The sequence below is a fragment of the Candidatus Krumholzibacteriia bacterium genome (genome assembly GCA_029865265.1).
Lineage (GTDB): Bacteria > Krumholzibacteriota > Krumholzibacteriia > WVZY01 > JAKEHA01 > JAKEHA01.
Genome location: JAOUHG010000001.1, coordinates 42,748 through 62,052, shown reverse-complemented (window position 1 = coordinate 62,052; position 19,305 = coordinate 42,748). Strand labels below are relative to the sequence as shown.

The following is a 19,305-nucleotide window of genomic DNA, read 5'->3' as shown; positions in this document are numbered from 1 at the left end:
CGCGGATAGCGCGGCGCGGCTGCTACTTCAGGAGCGCCATCTTCCGATTTACAACCGTCGCCCCGGCTTCAAAGCGCGCAAAATAGATGCCGCTGGCCACCGGTGATCCGGCGTCGTTGCGGCCATTCCACACGAAGGCATGAACACCAGGCGTGATCCCTCCGCTGAACATCCGCCGCACCAATCGCCCCCCCACGTCGTACACGTTCAGAGTGGCCCGAAGGGGCGCGCCGGCCGGCACGCTTATCTTCAGCGTCGTAACCGGGTTGAACGGATTGGGATAGTTGGGTGACATGTCCAGCGCCCGCGGCAGGGCCACGGCCGCTGACGAGGCCGGGGTGCCCTCGATGAATTTCAACCCATCGTTCACCAGTTCCGCCCGCTGTGGCGCGCTGGCCAGATTGGCGATATTTACGGGATAAAGCGCCTGCGCACGCCCGACATCGGTCCGCTTTGCGAATTCAACCTTGTCTCCGGGCGCCAGCATCACGTCTCGTGGGTCAAAATCCTTCCCGGTGTCATCCAACATGGCACGAGCCGCCACGAAGGCACTGGCAAGCTGCGGAACGGCCTCGGGCTGATAGCCGAAGAACACCACATTGTTCGAATCGATGACGCGCTGCACATCCCCGGATGTCGGGCCATACCAGTCCACGATAACCGCGCGGTAGGCGCCGAGAACATCAGCCGAAGGCAAACCCGTATCGTCCGCGCGCCAGAGATCGACCTCCCGGCCGGTGTCGCTGAATGCCTCGCGATAGTCCTTCCGCGACAGTGGTGTCTCCCCACCCACAATGAGCAGGTAATCCCCACCGGGAACAACGGTGAACATCTCCGCGGACGTTCTTTCATGCTGCGTCCTGTTGGCGGCACCATCCGTGGCCTGAACCACGTACTGAATACGCGCACCGGGCAGCTGTCCGGGAATCCGGCCCGCAAACCTGCCCGTGGCTTCTGCCTTCATCGGGACAACCTGCCAGTTCTCGCCTTCGTCCACGGTGTATTCAAGCTGCGCAGACCCGACACCGCTGTGGGCATCGGCGATCGTGGCCTCAACGAGATAGCCGGCAGCGTCGCCCGTCACACCGTAGGGCGCCTTCACACTCACGATTGCCGGGGCCTGGATGTCGTTGGTCCCCTCCACGCGCACGTCATCGATGTACCATCCCGCCTTCTGTACGCTGGGGTCGCTGCCAAAATGCCAGCGGATGACAACCGTCTGCCCGCGATATGGCGTGAGATCGAAGACCACCCGCTGCCACAGGGCCGCGTTGTAGCCGGTGAAGCATGGCTCGTTGGGAATACCCCTGTTGCCCGCGCGCGCCGTACCCGGGTAACCGCCAACCGGCGTAAGGATTGACCACGTCGCACCGCCGTTGTTCGAAATCTTGACGTTACCGCCGTCATAGTTGGGCTCGATGGAGTACCACTGCCAGTAGGAGAGCTGGGCGTAGGTGGCGCCATCCGGAACGCGCAGGGACGGCGCATCGAGCGTGATACTGGCCGCCCCCGGGTAGTTGTCGGCAAGGCGCGTCGCCCACACGTTCGCACCGGAATGGGCGTCACCCGGTCCGGTACTCGGCGCGCCGTGCTCCCAACCTGCTCCGGTCGCCCGGTATCCGCCGTTGTCCATTTCGAAGTCCCAGGCGAAGAAGTCCATGATCTCAAAGGAGTAGGTTCCAGCCACGGGCGCGCGTGCCACGTTGGGCGTCTCCGCTCGGTCGCGGGCGGTGATGAAGTAGTCGAAGCGATCCCCCGCCGAAGCCGGTCCCGGGATATCGCCCTCGTACTGATCACCGCCGGTATTCGTCATCGGCAACGGCGATTCAGCCCCGCCGTTGCGCCGATAGGTCAACGTGACGCTCCCGGTCTCCACGGCAATGTTGTCGGTGATCGTCGCCGATACATGATAGGGGCCCACCACATCGGCGCTCGATTCGATGGGCACATGCACGATGCGGGGCGCTTCCGTGTCTCTCTCTACGCGGAAGGTGTGCCGCACGTCCGGCGCATTCGGTGGGTCGTAGGCGGTATTGCCATCGCTTTTCTGCGCGCTGATGAAATAGCTGACCACGGTGCCGAGCGGCTGGGCGGGTATGGATGCTGCAAATTCGCTCTCGTTTCCGGTGGGGGTCATGTTCACCGTCACCGGCACGCCACCGGTGTCATACGTGAGCTGTACCTGGACCGCACCGGGGTCGTCCGAGTAGACCCGGGCGATAACCTCGTACCCCGACACCGCATTCTCCGTGTCGCGCAGTGGCGTGTGCACGATCCTCGGAGCCTCGAACCACGCCATCACCCGTCCCATCAGGCCGTCCCGCTGTGATGCATCAACGATGTAGTCGTAGTTGAAGGTCAGGAAGACGCTCCGGTAGGTGCCGGCGTCGTAGCGGATACCGGCGGCCGCGTCGGGGCTCTTCGGCACCTCGGGAGCATCGTTCCCGCCGATGGCTGCGTCCGTCAGGTATGGCCGGTTCGGCGTGACGCCATCCGTGAGGGTGACTTCACCCGTGAACTGATAGACGATCTGGCCGCCGGGATACTGCAACGACCGGCTCACTTCGTCGGGAAACGCCCCCGAAATCACGAGCACTTCGCCGATGCCAATGGGATCGTCAGCCACACCGGTGAGGCGACGGTAGCCGGGATCGTCCTGGACGAAGTCCGCGCGCAGGTACTGCGCCGCGAGGTTGCGCGACGACGCACTCAGGGCAACGTCACGACCCAGCACCAGCAGTCCCCTGGGCTGCGTTTCCGTGCCCGCGTCGAGGTATCCCTGGTAGGCCGTCACTTCCGCCGCCGTCATTGAACCGCGCTCGTCCACAATCAGTTGCGAGTAGGCGTCCAGGTGGTCGAGCACCGCGGGCCCTTGCTGCAGCAGATTCCAGTAGTCGGCGGCCCGGCCCGTTTTGTCGAGCCCCTCGCGGAACATCTCCTCCGTGGCGCCCTCCGTGTCACTGAGCAGCACCAGGACGGGCGCGCTCGGCATGACATTGAAACGATGGTACTGGCCGGATGCATTGGAGTCGGTCTGGTTGCCATCCGCGTCCTGCGCGCGAACGTGGACAAGCACGCGACTGCCACGCGGCAGTCCGGGAATGTACCCGCGGTACCCGGTGCCGCCGGTGCCGGCCATCGGTTCTTCGCTCCAGGTAACGCCGTCGTCGGTGCTGTAATGCAGCGCCACCACGGCCACGCCTGACAACGCGTCGATCACTTCTGCGCTGACCGGATAGGGACCGGCCGTATCAAACGTTCCCGGTGGGCCGCTCAGGCTCAGGATCTCCGGCGCAATGTCGTCCATGTCGATCGATCGCACATTGACATCGTCAATGTACCAGCCGTCTCGCGTGACAAAATCGTTGGCTCCGGCATGCAGGCGCACCCAAACGGTCTCGCCGGCGTAAGCGGACAGGTCGAAGATCTCCTGCTGCCAGAGGCGATTGTCGTACCCGGTAAAAACGGGCTCTCCGGCAACGCCGCGCGCGCTCTCCTGCGCAATGCCGTCATAACCGCGCAACGGTTCAACGACGCTCCAGGTGGCGCCGTCATCTGTCGACACCTTGACGTTGCCCCCATCGATGAGCGTTTCGAATTCATACCAGTGCCAGAACGAGAGAACAGAATACTTCTTGTCCGCTTCAAGAGTGATGGCGGGAAAATCGAGCACCGCGTTCATTCCGTTTGGGTAATCGCCAGCGAGTGCTGTTCCCCAGACACGGTTGCCCGAGTGTGCGCCGCCGGGACCGCTGGAAGGCGTCCCCCACTGCCATACGACCCCCGGCGTGAAGAAGCCGCCGTCATTCGTTTCAAAGTTCCATGCAAAACTTTCGATGACACCGTAGCTCAGCTCGCCGGCGGCCGGATAGCGCGTGGCATTCCCGAGCACCGAAGCATCGGCCGCGAGGATGAAATACTGGACCGAGTCACCGAACGCAAACGGGCCGGGGATCGAGCCCTCCCACCGCCCTGCATCCACCTGCATCCTGACGCGGTGCAATGCGCCGCCATTTCGGCGGTACACCAGAAAGACCTGGCTGACACCCACGTTGTCGGTGACTGAAGCCGTAACCACATGCGGGCCAACCCGGTCGTTCGTATCGAGAATCGGTTTATGGGCAATGGCGGGCGCCTCGTGGTCTTCACCCACCTTGAAGCTGTGCTGGACGCGGGGGGCGCCGGACGGTTCGGTGGCAATGTGCCGTTTCACGTCGCCCGCGGCCAGGTAGTAATGCACCACCGACTCCCGGGGTTGCGCGGGGATCCAACCCTGAAAGACATCGCCGGCACCGGCCGGATTCATGGCCACCGTCACGGGTCCGTTGCCGGTGTCATACACGAGTGTCACGGTACCGGCATCGATCGTGGAATTCTCGGACGTGACCGCGGCGCGCACCAGGTATGGCGAGTCCGTCTGCTCGGTGTCCGGCAGCGGTTCGTGGGCGATCGTGGGATAGCCCTCCAGCCAGCCCAGGATTCGGTCCATCACGAGGTTGCGCGAGTCGCCATCGGCAATGCCTTCAAAACCGAATGGCAGATAGACGAGGCGATACACGCCCGTATCCACCGAGAGGCCGGCCGTGCCCCGCACGGACGTGGCTTCCAGCGGAGCAGCGCGGCCCGGATCGAGGGGCGTTTCCGTGTTCAGCGCGGGGACCTGTTCGTCGTACCAGAAGACGGGCTTCGCGGGCGCGATCGGATTGATCTCGGCAGGGTATCCCTGGTTGTTGGCCCCGTCGCCTCCCCGAATGAGGAACTCGAAGCCACCGCCGACGGGACTGTCGGCGTCGCCCCTTATTCCACGCAGGCGCGAATCGTCGACAACGAACTCGGCGTGTAGATAGTCGGCGTAGAAGGGCGAGGCGTAGGTACCCCACTCGATATCCTGACCTGAAATCAGCAGGTGCCCACCGTTGTCGAGATACGCGGAAAGGACCGCTTGCTCGAGAGAGGTGAGGGTCTGCTGATAGTCATTTCCGGTGAGCCACACGACCGAATCGAACTTCAGCATGTCTTCCGGGCTGATCACGCGATCAACGGTGAGGTATCTGCGCCCGGTTGCCACGACTGCCACCTCGTAGTAGCGCTCGAAATCGTCGCCCTGGTCGTCGTCCACGATGAGCACACTGGCGGGCGCAACCACAGCATCGAACGTGACCAGCCCGTCCACGATCACGTCAACCGTCCCCGTGAATATCTCGTACGGATATCCGGCAACGACACGAATTCTCTGCGCCCCCGCGGGGAGCCAGAGCGAATAAGCGCCCGTGGCCGCGTCGCTGACGGTCTCCTTGACGACTTTCGTGCCCACCATCACCTGGACGGCGGCCTTGAGTGGCTCACCCGTCTCGGCATTGCTAACCACTCCCGCCACCTCGCCCCCCGGCAGGCGCGTGAGAACGATATCGCCGGGCACAACCCGGTTGGCGGAGATGATGGTATTCAGGGTCGCGGACTTGTGGCCGTACTCCTCGAACAGAATCTGGCGGCGCCCCGGGGTGAGCTGCATGCCGTAGCGGCCGTCCGTGTCGGTGACGGCCGTCAGCCCGGTGACAAGATCCTTCACCCGCACTGCCGCCACCGCCTCACCCAGGTTGTTGGTGACGGTCCCGGTGATCTCCCCCACACCCCTCACCGCAGCCGCCACCGCCGCGTACGCGTCGAGACGGCCGTAGCCCCAGTTGTTGTCCTTGCCCGGCGTACCGTAATCGATGGCGGTGGTCACAAGGAGTTGCTTGAGGGTTGCAACGGTGAGGCCCGGGTTGGCCTGCAGCATCAGTGCAACCGTGCCGGCCACGTGCGGAGACGCCATGGACGTACCGTCCCAGCCGGACCACTGCCAGCCGCCGCCCGGTACGGTGGAGAGAATCTCCACGCCGGGCGCAGAGATGTCCGGTTTGATAAAGGTGCCCACATAGGGTGGCGTGTTCCAGGTGACGGGCCCGCGGCTGGAGAAGTCAGCGATGTCGTCATGGTCGTCGGTGGCTCCGGCCGCGAATGCGCTGGGTACATTGCCGGGACAGCCGGTCGTGCCCGGCGCCGGCCCGGCGTTGCCAATCGCCATGCTCGGAAAGATGCCTGCCGCCACCATATTGTCGGTGGGCGCAACCAGAACATCCCAGACACCGCCGGCACCGAGCGACATGTTTACCACCTGCGCGCCGTCGTCGGTGGCGGGGTTGCCGTCCGGATCGATGATCCACTCCATGCCGGCGATGATCTGAGCAAACGTGCCGCTTCCGCCCACAAGAATGAGACCGTGCATCAGCCGGGCACCGGGCGCCACCCCCACGTCATAACCGCTGGCGGTTCCACCGACCATCGTTCCGCTCGTGTGGGTACCGTGCTGATCGGTGTCGTGTGGTTGCGAGCCGGGCACGCGTTCTCCCAGGAGGTCGAACTCCGCCCAACCGCCGGGGTAGGTGGCATCCGAGGGGTCGTTCGTCACCATCTTGCCCGCAATGTCGGGGTGGGTGATATCAACGCCCGTATCGAGTCCGCCTATGCGGACACCGTGCCCGTTCAATCCAAGCTCGGACCAGACGCGCTTGGCGCCGATGTGAGCAATGTTGTCCCATGGTTGCACCGGGCTGGTGGGCTGCGCTTCCAGCTTCTGCGGAAACTCCGGCAACGTGTAGACGTAATTCTCGAAGACACGGGCAACGTCATCGCGGCGCGCGATCTCCTCGATCACATCCGCAGTCGCCTGGACCAGCACAACGTTGTCGATCCAGAACGGCCGAACGAGTCCCACCTTGCCGGCGGATGTGCGCGTCCGCAGGACCTGCAGGAGCGCGCCTTGCGACACGGATGCCGTCTGGCGCAGGGCGGACAGCGCCTGCACCGGCTCGCCTTCCACCGCGGCCAGGTCGCTGCGGGCCTTCATCTTGACGATGACAGTAACGCGCTCGCCACGCGCAGCCCGGGCGGCCATGGCGCGAACGCCTTCCGTGACCTTGTCGGTGCTGCGCGCATCGGTCTGGGCCACGGCGAGCGGCACCAGCCATATCATGGCCGATAGGACGAGGGCAGACACGACGCGGATTCTGTGGAGCATGTTGCGGACCCTCTCGCTAGTCGTCGCGCTTGTTGCGCCGCACTTCATACTGGACCCGGTAGTCTTCCACATCCCCGAACAACTGGTCGCCTGCCGGGCCCACCCGGGCGTCGCCATAGGCCACCGTTCCCCGCACCCACAGGTCCGCCACTTCGCCGCCGTGGCCATGGTCGAGGGTTCCCCTGGATGTGGGCGGGATGTCGGGCACGCGGAACGCCGTGATAAAGAACACCGTCACAGGCTCGCGACGCTTCGTGATCTTGCCGGACACGTCCACGTTGCGCTGGACGACGAGCTCGTCAATGCCCCAGGCGTCGTTCCGGTTCCAATCCACCCATAGCGAAACGGTGAGGGGGTCGCCGAAGTCACCGGGTATGCGCGTGGAAGCCTCGGGCAGGCGGATCTTCCACATGACGACGACAAGATGGTTCTTCTTCCACACCGGCCCTGAACCAATGAAACGAATGCCATCCGCACGATCCGGGTTCATGCCGAGCTGCTCGAAGCCCGGCTGCAGAATCCGCAGCGGCGGGTAGGCGGGGGGGACGGGAAGGGGGTCTCCGCAGGTAACAACGGGCTCGCCGGAGCGCAGGACAACCTCGCCACTGCGCATGAACTGCTCGACGTCGATCTCGTTCGCGATCGCCTCGTCGTAAACGTACACTTCGTCGGCGGGCGCGGCATTGCCGGTGGTGGCGGCCATCGCCGCCGCCACCACGAGCAACACAATGACCATCCTGCCAGGGGTCATTTCAAGAGCACCATGCGACGCGTCTGCTCGAGCCCTCCCGCACCCTGCAGGCGCGCGAAGTACACTCCGCTCGCCTGCGGCACGCCACGATCATTCACGCCGCTCCACGCAAAGCTGTGGATTCCGGCGCCGACGAAACCGTTGTGCAGCGTGCGCACGTGCTGGCCGGCGGCATTGAAGACGTCGAGATGCACGTTGCCGGCCGTGGTCACGGTCAGCGGAATGGACGTTGCAGGGTTGAACGGATTCGGGTAGTTCTGCCCGAGTTCCATTCCCGCGACACCGGGTGTACCGGCAACGCCGGTCAGCGGGTCCAGGTAGACCAGGAAACTGCGATAGGCGAAGGGGAAGGTCGTGTCCTGGCCAACACCGCATAGCACCTTGCCATCATCTGACACGCCGTTGAGTCCCAGAATGTCGAACTGCGGCGGCAGCGTGACGCCGTTGGCCACGAGGAAGGTCTCGAGGTTGACCATGCCCCCCGCCTGCGTCCAGATGAAGCCGGTTGCCGGCGCGGGCGCAAAGTCGAAGCGGTTGTACCCGACGACCATGCTGCCGTCCGGTGTCACGTCCATGCACTTGGCGAGGCCGTACCCCGGAAACGTGCCGGGCAGCGCGCCAATCAGCTGCTCATCCCAGGTGGTGCCGTTGAAGCGCCAGATGGCGGCGACCAGAGCGTTGGTCGTGGTGTTGTACGACTCACCCACCACCATCTTGCCATCCGCCGTGACTGCTTCCGCATCGTGAAAAGCATCCTTGGTTGACAGGTGCGTGAGCAACCCGTCATCCCACACCGTCGGCTGCCAGTTGCCGAAGGGAGCTTCGTCCCAGCCCACAATGACAGACCCATCTGCGTTCGCATCGTTCGCGCGGCTGTTCCTGCCACTGCTACCCAGGCTCACCGCACCGGTGGCCTCGGTCCAGAAAACGGCGTGCGCGGTCCCATCCGTCTGGCCCGGGCGCCAGTAAAGGCCGACCACTGTCTTGCCGTCGTCCGAAATGCCCCACGCGCTACCGTAAGCCGTGCCCAGGATCCCACCATCGGGGGGTGCGGGCGGCAGGCACTCCTCCCAGCCTGCGCCTTCCGTCCAGCGTCCGATTGTCGCGTATGTGCTGTCCAGGCTGGAGATGGTCGCAGACACCTGTGTTCCGTCGGAAGAGACGTCGGGCGTGCCGGCCTGAACACCGGCCCAGATTGCCGGGCGGCCGAGCGGCACGATGCCCGTGAGTGGTGTCCACCGGAAGGCTTCGAAGGTGCCGTTCATGTTGCCAACGACCACCCTGCCGTCCGCGTTGATGCCGGTCGCCTGCCCCTCACCAATCATCCGGAATGCGACCTGCCCGTTCGCTGCACCGCACAGAACAACCGAGCCGATACAGAATGCTCCGATAGCGGATGTGATACGTTTCATTCCAGGACTCCCGTAGAAAAGTTGTCTCGATTCATCGATGAGCAATGGGGGGGGCTGCATCGCGGAAACCGGAAACGGGCCACCCATGTGGGTGGCCCGTTTCACACTCGAAACTACCGGTACAACGACTTGACCTTGCCCCAGGTCGAAGTCTCTGTGCTCACCGGGCACGAGCCCTCGATCTTGATGGCGATATCCAGGCCGGGGTTGAACACAAACCACGCCGGCGGACCGGGGAACGCGTACTGGTCGTACGAGGCCGGATCAACGCCGAGGTAGGTCGTCGAACCCAGCGCGAGTTCGCCACCCCCCGGGCCGGACGGCGCGTTCGGGGTGATGCTGATCCAGTAGTCACCCGCGGGCAAATTGATGTTGAGCCCACAGGCGGTCAGGGCGAAGTACTCGCCACCCGCGCCGGACATCAGCGTGGCCGTCATCGGCACCACCGCTCCAACGGTCGGGTTGTCCGTCCCGTCAATCGGCAAAGCGCCTGTCCGCGGGAACACATTGACGACGCCCTGCGAGATTGCGCCACCCCAGCCCGGATCGAGGGCCGAGTAGTACATGGTCACGCAGTCAACCACGCACTGGCCGGTAAGTGTAACGTCTGCAACGGTATACACCGTCATTCCAAACGGGGGGCCACCGGAGATGGTGTTAAAGAAGCCGGCACCCAGGGGGTCGAACGTCGACTGGTCCCAGATGGTGGTGGCGTTTGCGATCGGCGCAACCGCGACGAGTGCAACGAGGGCCAGGGCTGCAAATCTGATAGCTGCCTTGTTCATAAGGATTTCCCCTCTTTATCGAGGTTGAGGGAGGCCGAATCCCACTGCCCTGTCTGGAATACCCAGGTGCTGGATCCGACGAATGTACGATTTACAGTGGAGATTGTAGAGAAAACGCCCTTTGGCCCGCTAGCAGGCATGTTGCGGACTTTAGCAGTATTGTCTCTATCGGCGGCGCTGGGGGTAGTCCGAGGGCAGAACCCCGTACTGGGCCCGGAAGCTCTTGGAAAAGTAGGAGAGATTCTGGAAGCCGACGGCCAGCGCCACCTCGGTTACGTTGCCATAGCCCCCCTTGAGGAGCTGCGCGGCCCGCTGGATCCGATGGGTTCGAACGAACTCGCTGGTGGACTTCCCCGTCAGTGCCTTGAGCTTGCGGTGGAGTTGGGCGCGGCTCATGGCGACCTCCTCGCACAGGTGCTCCACCCGGAAATCGGTATCGTCCAGGTGGGCCTCGATGACCTCGCGTGTCCGCACAAGGAAGCGCTCGTCCGCGGACGTCACCGGCATGGCGTTCGGGGCGAGAATCGCAACAGTGCGCGCAAAACGTTCGGCGAGCTTGCGCCGCTGCTCTATCAGGTTGTTGGCGCGCAACTTGAGTTCTTCGGCATTGAAGGGCTTGGCGATGTAGTCATCCGCGCCGGTCCGAAGCCCTTTCTTGCGGCTCTCCGCTTCGACACGCGCGGTGAGAAGGATGACCGGAATGTGGCTGGTCCGCTCATCTTCCTTGAGTTTCTCGCACAGTTCGAAGCCATCCGTTTCCGGCATCATCACGTCGCTCAGCACGAGGTCTGGGATTTCGGCCACGGCTTTTTCGAAACCCGCGCGTCCGTTCTCGGCTTCCAGAACCCTGAAATCGGGCGAGAGTTCGTGACGCAGATATGACCTCAGGTCCAGGTGATCCTCGACGACGAGAATCATCGGCGCGTCCTCGACCGTCTCCTCTTCTCCGCCCTCTGCCCCGTCCGTATCCGCCGGCTCGTAGGTGAGCGACTCTCCTGCCCCGGCCAGCATTCCCTCCGCCTCTGCGAGTTCGGCGACAGGCGCCTCCGTGAATACCGGCAGCACCACCTGAAAACGGGTTCCCGACTGCGGATCGCTGTCGACGGAGACATCGCCATACATCCAGTCCACGAGTTCCTTCACCAACGACAGCCCGATGCCGGTTCCGCCCGAGGGCGACACTTCGTGAAAACGGTTGAAGATCCGTTTTCGTTCGGCGGGGGGAATGTAGGACCCGGTATTGCTGACCGTGATCTGGACTCTGCGCGCGTTCCCGTGACGGCTACCCTCCACACTGGAGCGGCCCATGCGCGGCACGCGTGTCAGGACGGTTTCAGGCGAGACGGATACCCCGATCAGAACAGTGCCACCTTCCGGCGTAAACTTGAACGCGTTGGACATCAAATTCGTGACGATCTTCTCCACGATGTCCGCATCGAACCATCCGTCACCTGCCTCCACAGGGATGTTCGTCTCCATGCGGACGCCGCGTGTGCCCGCGAAGGAATCGAACGACATCACCAGTGCCCTGAGAAACGCCAGGTAATCTCCCCGTTGCCATTTGACGGGCAGGCGGCCGGCCTCCAGCCGCGACAGATCCAGCAACTGGTCGATCAACTGCCCGAGACGCCTGGCATTGCGCGCCATCGTCTCGAAGAGGCGCGAATCCCCCGACCCTGGATCGGTCGCAAGACGCTGCAGCGGCGTTTCGATGAGGGTCAGCGGTGTGCGGAACTCGTGCGATATATTGGCAAGGAAGCGCGACTTCACACGATCCAGCTCGTGAAAATGCTCCGCCTCGGCGCGTTCGACGGCGAGCGCGGTCCGCATACGCGCCCGGTGCATGATCTGCCGGTAGACAACCGAGAGAACACCGACGCCCAGCAGGAAGTAGAGCGCGTTGGCCCAGTTTGTCTGCCACCAGGGCGGGGCGATACGGATCCGCAGGGATGTGCCTGCTTCATTCCACACACCGTCCCGGTTGCTGCCCTGTACCCGGAACACATAGTTGCCCGGCGTCAGATTGGTGTAGGTGGCCGTTCGCCTCGGGCCAGGCGTGCGCCAGTCGTTGTCGTAGTCATCGAGGCGGAAGCGATAGCGATTACGTTCGGGCCGGCCGTAGTCGAGGGCGGCGAAGGAGATCGACAGATCGTTCTGGTTGTGATCGAGCCTGATATTCTCCGTCATGTGCAGTGCCGCGCTCAGGGGCGACGCGCCACCGATTCCCATCGGCCGGTCCGACACGGTCATGCTGGTAAGCACCACCGGCGGCACGAAGCCGCTGTCGCGGATGTCACTGGGCCGGAACGACGTCAGCCCTCCTGCTCCACCAAACAGCAACGTGCCATCGCCTGCCCGAAAGCTCGCGAACTGGGCGTCGTTACCCGGCAGTCCGTCGCGCTCCTCGTAGGTCTTGACCACGCCCACGCCGGGCATGTAGCACGCGATTCCCTTGCCGGTCGCCAGCCACAGCCGCCCCGCGTCGTCCTCCAGAATCGAAACCACGAGATCATTGGGAAGACCATTGTTGATGCCGACGGACTGGACCACGCCGTTCTTGGCATTGAAGCGCAGCAAGCCGGCGAAGGTTCCGAGCCACAGATCACCGCCTTCGGCATCGTGAATGTCCACGATGGAATCGAGCCCCAGGCGAGGGTCGAAGAAACGCGTGAACGTCTGCGTACCTTCGTCAAACAGGTTGAGCCCGCGCGCGTCGGTGCCGGCCCAGACACGCCCACGCGGGTCGACATGAACCACGACCACCGCCTGCTGGCTGAGGGACGTCGTGTCCGAGGGATCGTTGGCGAAGTTCGTGAGCTGGCCCGTCCGCTTGTTCAGACGAAACAAACCATGGTTGGTCGTTCCCACCCAAAGGTCTTCCCCCTGCGATGCCATGGACCGCACATTGGCGTGGCCCAGCTTGTCGGCCACGGGCCCGGATTCGATCCTGGCGGGGACGGGCGCGCCGTCCCGCAAGTACCAGACGCCCCGCGACGTACCAACCCAGACAACACCGTCATCGTCCCGGTGGAAACTGCGCACCACGCCAAACGCGCGCCCCGCGTGCTCCTCCACCGCCCGGAAAGGCGCATCGATGGTGGCCGCGCGGGACAACGCGCCCACATCGCTGTCGCGTCCGTAACGTCCGGTCGACACCAACACTGTGCCTTCGCGATCCCGATAAACCGCCTCAACCTGGTCATAGGGAAGACTGCCGCTGTCGGAGGGGTCGTGACGGCGCACCCGGAAGCCCACGCCGGCCGGATCGATCTTGTTGATGCCGGCCAGCCAGCTGCCGGCCCATATCAGACCGGAGCGATCACAGTACATCGCCAGAAACGGGCCGTTTGCGAGCGTTGGCAGGCGTTCCGGATCGTACGCGAAACTGCGAAACCGCCGCGCCACGGGGTCGAACGCATAGATACGGGCCACGGAGCCGATCCACAGCACGCCGTCCGGGGCGGCGGCAATGCTCAGCATGCGCAATTCCCGGGCACCGCCGGTATCGGGCTGCGGGACAAACGGAACGAATGTATCCGTGGTTGGGCTCCACAATGACAGCCCCAGATCCGAAGCCACCCACAGCGCACCGTCCGGCGACAGAAATATATCCCGGATGATGGTCTGGTGGAGCAGTTCGGTACCGGGACGGGTGGTATCGAAAAAACGTGCCTGCGCGGACCCGCGCTCCACGACAGCGATGCCGTTCGACTCAGTCCCCACCCACACGTTTCCGCGCGGGTCGACCCCGAGCGATGAAAAGACGACCGCGGTGCCATCCTCGGAGCCGTCCTGTGGCCAGATCCAGGAGATTACTCCGGTCTCGGGGGCCAGCACCGCAAGGCCGTTGTCGAGTGCAACCCACAATCGTCGGTCGGAATCCTCGGCCACATCGCGAACGTGGCCTCCGCCCGCGCTGCCATCGCGCCGGAAGGAATACCCCCGGAAGGTTTCGGTTGCGGGATCGAAGCGCCACAATCCATTGAGAAAGGTGCCAATCCAGATGTAGCCGGCTTGATCCTCCATGATGGACTCAATGGTCCGATCCCCGAGTGCCGTGCTGTCGTCGGGCGACGGCAGAAACACCGTCATCTCGTAGCCGTCGTATCGCGCCAGGCCGTTCTGCGTTCCGAACCACATGAAGCCGCCGCGATCCTGTGCGATTGCGCGGACGGAGTTCTCCGGTAGCCCGTCATTGACGGTGAGCTTGTCAATGGTGGGCTGGTAGGCACTGGAGAAGATGGACTCGTTTTGCGGGCCGTTACCGACCGGAGACGAAGACGCCATCGCGGGGCACAGAAGCAGCAGCACGGCGGCGCAGATGCCGCTGCCGCCGCCTCGCTTGAGCCTCGAGATCCCGCGGAGACGCCCTTCGAGCATAGGCTTCTATTATAGCAGTCCCGGTACCCTCTACGGTAAGCTGTAGCAATCGCAGGGGGGGGCAACGAGTACCGTTGAAGGAGGGGTCGAATTGCTGAAGCTGAAGCGAAGAGATATTGACGAAGTTGTAGTCGTGGAGATGTCGGGGAATCTCATGGGCGGACCCGGCCACGATCGGGACGATTTTCACGCCTTTATCAAGGCGTCGCTGGAAGAAGACAAGAGGCTCTTTGTCATCGACCTGGGCAAGGTTGCCTGGGCCAACAGCCTCGGCGTCGGGATGCTGATTGGCGCGCTCGCGAGCGTCAGAAGCGCCGAAGGAGAAATGGTGCTCGCCCGTCTGGCTGACAGAATGAAGAGTATCTTCATCACCACGCAACTGACCCGTATCTTCCAGACATTCGATAGCACCGATGAGGCCATCCAGTATTTGAAGCAGAGCAAGGCCGCCGGAGCCCAGTAAGCCGGATCAACGGGCGAATGGGCCTTCGCAACCCATGCGGTGCCTGACCATCATTTCTCACCCGCTCGTGAGGATCAGACTGCAGCACGTCACGCCGCCCTCGGCCTTGGCCAGCTCCGAGGCGTCGACCAGACGGAGCAACATTCCCTTTGAATCGAGGTGCGTCCGCACGAGAGCTGCCGTGCGTGAATATGCGCGCGGATAGATGACGCCGTCGCCAACCCATAGCGCATTCGCCGCATGTGGTTCCGCGGGATCCACATCGATCCACGCGACATCGCCAAACGCACCCCGGTCCACCCACGTGCCGTTTCCCAGGAGCGTGCTCTCCCCCACCGCCGTTACCGCGGACTTCAGGTGCAGACAGCCGCGCACGTCCACCGCATCCACCGAATAGCCGTGCTCTGAGACCAGAGCGCGCAGGTGCACGATTCCCGCATCATTGGTCCGGCTCGACCGCCCCACAAAGAACCGCCTGCCCACAAGTAGAACGTCGCCCCCATCCAGTGTGCCCGGGGCTTCGATGCGCACCACGTCGCGGTAGCGCGCGAGCAGCGGTTCCACCCCCGGCAACTCGGCGCGGCGCGACTCCGCGCCCGGGCGGGTCATGACGGCCACCTCGTCCATCACCAGGGCCACGTCTTCCACGAATACGGCGTCGGGCAGGTCGTGCGCCGCGGGTGCGCGCACGATCTCGCAGCCCAGTTGTACGAGCGCGGCTTCGTAGGCCTCGTGCTGTTCGACGGCGCGCGCGTAGTCGATGGGCTCACGGGCGAGGTGGGTGAGCTCGCAATGAACAATACTCCTGCTGACTTGACGGGTTATGGCAATGCGGGACATGGGACGCTCCTGACCGGTTGGGGCGAACCCCACACTACCAGAGCAGAAGGCCTCCGGCAACGCCGCGCTTGGCCGGCAAAATCAATGGCATTAAGCGGTTAGAGTGTTCGCCAGGATGTCGCAGGCGTGCCATCATTCCTCGATTCCATCCAAACCTTTTCCCGACTCGGAGCGACTCAATGGCTGAGATGAGCGCGCCCCAGGAAAGCCTCCGGACCGACCGCGAACTGGTCGAGGCCGTTCTCCAACGCAGGGACGAACGCGCCTTCCGGGAGCTCTACCGCCGCCACACGCCACGCCTGTTCATGCTGGTGGCGCGGCTGCTGGCGCGGGGCGATCACGAAGCGGAGGATGTCGTGCAGGAAATCTGGGTCCACGCCTTCGAGAGCCTCGACCGCTTCCAGTGGAACTCCGCATTTTCCACCTGGCTCACCGGCATCGGTCTCAACCGCGTGCGCGACCGCGTCCGCAAATACGGACGCTCGCGCGAAACCGGTGTGGCGGTGGTTCCGGACGTGGCCGTGGTTCCGGACCCGCACGAGGCGCGGGTCGACCTGGAACGCATGATCGCGCGCCTGCCCGACGACCAGCGCATGGTGTTCGTATTGCACGACGTGGAAGGAATGAAGCATCGGGAGATATCCGACCATCTCGGCATCCCGGAGGGAACGTCCAAGACGCTCCTCTCCGGCGCGCGGCAGAAACTCCGCGCCCTGATGTCGAACAAGGGAGCAGAGCGATGAGCGACGAACTGACGCCAGAAGAACGCAAGGCACTGGACAGCCTTCCCCGCGAGCGCATACCCGCCGGGCTGGAGGAGCGCGTGGTGGGCGCCATGCGCGAGCACGGCTTCCTGGAGAAGCGGCGCCCGGCCATTGTGCTCACCCAGACGCGTATTGCGGGGCTGCTGGCCGCGTGCGTGGCGCTGGTGATCGGCGCCTATTCCGTTGGATTGCACCGGGGCGGCGACGGGCAGGCGCCCCCTGCGTTCGAACGGGTGAAGCCGGACGAACCGGGGCGTTTGAATCAGCCGGCCGCGACGCTGCCCGAAGAGGAAGCGGCTGAACCGGTCGCAACCGCCAAGACGCTTGTCGCCGACCAGCCTGCGAAGGAGCAGCCGCGACAGGCGGCGCCATCGAAGGATGAGGCGCGCGAGGACGAACAGAAGTTGGCGGAGGGCTCGCTGGAATCGAAGCAGAAGCGCAGTCGCGCAGCGCAACCCGCGGCACCGGCACAGTCCGAGGCGGACCGTGCTGCCCGGAACGCGGCGCTCGAGAAGGGGCTCGCGTCGCGGGACAACGAGCTGGACGACGTGCTTGAATCCGCAGAAACCCCCGCAGCCACGGCCGTCCTCCAGGAGCAGGCTGCGCCCGCACCGGACGCGCGCGAGGCTGCAGGCAAGAAGAACTCCACACCCACCTTCACGTTCGTGCTGAACGGCGTGGCGGTTACCGTCGAGACGCCCGACAGCGTGCGCGTGGTCCAGGACGCCCAGGGCAGGATGCTCCTCATCTATACCTCGGACGGCATCATCCGCATCCGCGTGGCCGACGAGGACTGATCCCGCCCGCCCAAAAAGCCGCCTTTTCCAAAAACCAAACGCGCGCCCGCGGCGACTCAGGGGTGCAATCGAGAGTCACCGCGTCAGTGGGTGACCTCATCCTTATAGAAAGGGGCATCCCATGAAGACCATCATCTGGATCAGCATCATGCTGGCAATAACGCTGGGCGCGGTTTTCTCCAGCGCCAAAGGAACCGGACGCATCACGGGACACGTCTATGATCCCGCCACCCAGGCGCCCGTTGCGGGCGCCACGGTGGTCGTGGTGGGCACACAGCTCACCACGCACACCGGCACCGACGGCGCGTATACCATCAGCAACGTGCCCGCGGGCGTCTACATCGTTCGTGCCGAAAAGACCGGTATGCCGTCGCTTCTGCAACGGATTTCCGTAAACGACGGACAGACGGTCACGCTGGATTTCGGGCTGGTGACGGTTCAGGACCTCCCCGCCGTGCTGGAGAGCACAACCCGGAAGGATGAAGTGAAGGCCCTGGAGCGGCAGCGCAACTCGCAGCCGTCGATGCCGCAGGTCCCGGGTTCTGCGAGCGTGGGCAAGGTCAAGGGCATGTCGTGCGAGAGCCCCGCGATGTCATGGCGCTCGCCGGGATTCGAGTCCTACGACACCATCACTGAGAACAGCTGGCTGTCCGCACTCGCCAAACCACTCTCGACGTTCTCCGTTGACGTGGACGCCGCATCGTACGGCAACGTGCGCCGCTTCATTACCAGCGGCCAGCTGCCGCCGGTGGACGCGGTGCGCATCGAAGAACTGGTCAACTACTTCGACTACGACTATCCCGATCCGCGCGGCAAGCATCCCTTCTCGATCACCACCGAGGTGGCCGAGTGCCCGTGGAACCCCGAACACAAGCTGGTCCACATCGGCCTGCAGGGCGAGCGCGTCGCGGTGGAGGATCTGCCACCGAGCAATCTCGTCTTTCTCATCGATGTGTCCGGCTCCATGAATCAGCCCAACAAGCTGCCGCTGCTCAAGTCGTCGTTCCGCATGCTGGTGGATCAGCTGCGTCCGCAGGACCGCGTGGCCATCGTGGTGTACGCGGGCGCGGCCGGGCTGGTGCTGCCCTCCACCAGCGGGAGCGACCGCGAACAGATCCTGTGCGCCATCGATCGCCTCGAGGCGGGCGGTTCCACCGCGGGCGGCGCCGGTATCAAGCTGGCCTACCAGGTGGCGCAGCAGAACTTCCTCGACGACGGCAACAACCGCGTCATCCTGGCCACCGACGGCGACTTCAACGTGGGTGCATCGAGTGACAGCGACATGGAGCGACTCATCGAAGAGAAGCGCAAGAGCGGCGTGTTTCTCACCGTGCTCGGGTTTGGCGAGGGCAACCTGAAGGACTCCAAGATGGAGACCATCGCCGACAAGGGCAACGGTCACTACGCCTACATCGACAACATCGTGGAGGCCAAGAAGGTCCTTATCAACGAGATGGGCGCCACGCTGCTCACCATCGCCAAGGACGTCAAGCTGCAGGTGGAGTTCAATCCCGCGCGCGTGGCGTCGTACCGGCTGGTGGGTTATGAGAACCGACTCTTGCAGGACCGCGACTTCGACGACGACACCAAGGACGCCGGCGAGATCGGCGCCGGGCACTCGGTGACGGCGCTGTACGAGATCGCACTGGCCGATCGTGACGATCGCGACGGCACGCCGCTCAAGTACTCGGATCGCACGGTGCGGCACGACAGTCGCCACAGTGACGAACTGCTCACCGTGTCATTCAGGTACAAGGAGCCCACTGCCTCGGAGAGCAAGTTGCTCGCGGTCGCGGTCAAGGATCGCAACACGCGCTTCGCGAACGCCTCGGACAACTTCCGCTTCGCGGCGGCGGTGGCTGAGTTTGGCATGGTCCTGCGCAACTCGCCCGAGAAGGGCAGCGCCACCATGGAACAGGTCATCGCCACCGCGCGCGCCGCGCGCGGCGAGGACGTACACGGTTACCGCGCCGAATTCGTGAGCCTGGCCGAAACGGCGCAGGCACTCATGACGCCGGTGTACGGCGTGAGGTAGTCACGCGGGAGGGCGTTG

Annotated in this window: 10 protein-coding genes; 4 read left to right on the top strand and 6 right to left on the bottom strand. The window is 64.1% G+C overall.

The window, feature by feature from the left end; translation table 11 throughout:
• Positions 1-22 precede the first annotated feature (22 nt).
• From OEX18_00220 to OEX18_00200, 5 genes are all read right to left on the bottom strand, one after another.
• Complete coding sequence (locus OEX18_00220) at positions 23-7,039, bottom strand: S8 family serine peptidase (GenBank protein MDH4335686.1); 7,017 nt, start codon at positions 7,037-7,039, stop codon at positions 23-25.
• Between the two features lie 37 nt (positions 7,040-7,076).
• Positions 7,077-7,811, bottom strand: a complete 735-nt coding sequence (locus tag OEX18_00215) for a GEVED domain-containing protein (GenBank protein ID MDH4335685.1) — start codon at positions 7,809-7,811, stop codon at positions 7,077-7,079.
• Positions 7,808-9,223 (bottom strand): T9SS type A sorting domain-containing protein, encoded by a 1,416-nt coding sequence (locus OEX18_00210; protein ID MDH4335684.1) that lies wholly within the window; start codon positions 9,221-9,223, stop codon positions 7,808-7,810. The genes OEX18_00215 and OEX18_00210 overlap by 4 nt, the downstream gene beginning before the upstream one ends.
• 113 nt (positions 9,224-9,336) lie before the next feature.
• Positions 9,337-10,008, bottom strand: a complete 672-nt coding sequence (locus OEX18_00205; GenBank protein ID MDH4335683.1) for a hypothetical protein — start codon at positions 10,006-10,008, stop codon at positions 9,337-9,339.
• A gap of 165 nt (positions 10,009-10,173) precedes the next feature.
• Positions 10,174-14,388 (bottom strand): response regulator, encoded by a 4,215-nt coding sequence (locus OEX18_00200; protein ID MDH4335682.1) that lies wholly within the window; start codon positions 14,386-14,388, stop codon positions 10,174-10,176.
• Positions 14,389-14,479: 91 nt separating this feature from the next.
• Between OEX18_00200 and OEX18_00195 the strand changes: the two genes are divergently transcribed.
• Complete coding sequence (locus OEX18_00195; GenBank protein ID MDH4335681.1) at positions 14,480-14,851, top strand: STAS domain-containing protein; 372 nt, start codon at positions 14,480-14,482, stop codon at positions 14,849-14,851.
• 57 nt (positions 14,852-14,908) lie between these two features.
• Here OEX18_00195 and OEX18_00190 read toward each other — a convergent pair whose 3' ends face one another.
• Complete coding sequence (locus OEX18_00190) at positions 14,909-15,691, bottom strand: dimethylargininase (GenBank protein ID MDH4335680.1); 783 nt, start codon at positions 15,689-15,691, stop codon at positions 14,909-14,911.
• A 179-nt stretch (positions 15,692-15,870) separates the two neighbouring features.
• Here OEX18_00190 and OEX18_00185 point away from each other — a divergent pair, with 179 nt between their 5' ends.
• The 3 genes from OEX18_00185 to OEX18_00175 all read left to right on the top strand — a co-directional run bounded on the left by OEX18_00185 (position 15,871) and on the right by OEX18_00175 (position 19,287).
• Positions 15,871-16,434: an RNA polymerase sigma factor gene (locus OEX18_00185; GenBank protein ID MDH4335679.1), complete on the top strand. Its 564-nt coding sequence runs from the start codon at positions 15,871-15,873 to the stop codon at positions 16,432-16,434.
• Positions 16,431-17,252 (top strand): hypothetical protein, encoded by an 822-nt coding sequence (locus OEX18_00180; protein ID MDH4335678.1) that lies wholly within the window; start codon positions 16,431-16,433, stop codon positions 17,250-17,252. The genes OEX18_00185 and OEX18_00180 overlap by 4 nt, the downstream gene beginning before the upstream one ends.
• A 121-nt stretch (positions 17,253-17,373) precedes the next feature.
• Positions 17,374-19,287, top strand: coding sequence for a von Willebrand factor type A domain-containing protein (locus OEX18_00175; GenBank protein MDH4335677.1), 1,914 nt, complete (start codon positions 17,374-17,376; stop codon positions 19,285-19,287).
• Positions 19,288-19,305: the final 18 nt, after the last annotated feature.

Coding starts and splice junctions, on each gene's coding strand:
- OEX18_00215 (MDH4335685.1), bottom strand. CDS start 7,811: ATGACCCCTGGCAGGATGGTCATTGTGTTGCTCGTGGTGGCGGCGGCG.
- OEX18_00210 (MDH4335684.1), bottom strand. CDS start 9,223: ATGAAACGTATCACATCCGCTATCGGAGCATTCTGTATCGGCTCGGTT.
- OEX18_00205 (MDH4335683.1), bottom strand. CDS start 10,008: ATGAACAAGGCAGCTATCAGATTTGCAGCCCTGGCCCTCGTTGCACTC.
- OEX18_00200 (MDH4335682.1), bottom strand. CDS start 14,388: ATGCTCGAAGGGCGTCTCCGCGGGATCTCGAGGCTCAAGCGAGGCGGC.
- OEX18_00190 (MDH4335680.1), bottom strand. CDS start 15,691: ATGTCCCGCATTGCCATAACCCGTCAAGTCAGCAGGAGTATTGTTCAT.
- OEX18_00185 (MDH4335679.1), top strand. CDS start 15,871: ATGGCTGAGATGAGCGCGCCCCAGGAAAGCCTCCGGACCGACCGCGAA.
- OEX18_00180 (MDH4335678.1), top strand. CDS start 16,431: ATGAGCGACGAACTGACGCCAGAAGAACGCAAGGCACTGGACAGCCTT.
- OEX18_00175 (MDH4335677.1), top strand. CDS start 17,374: ATGAAGACCATCATCTGGATCAGCATCATGCTGGCAATAACGCTGGGC.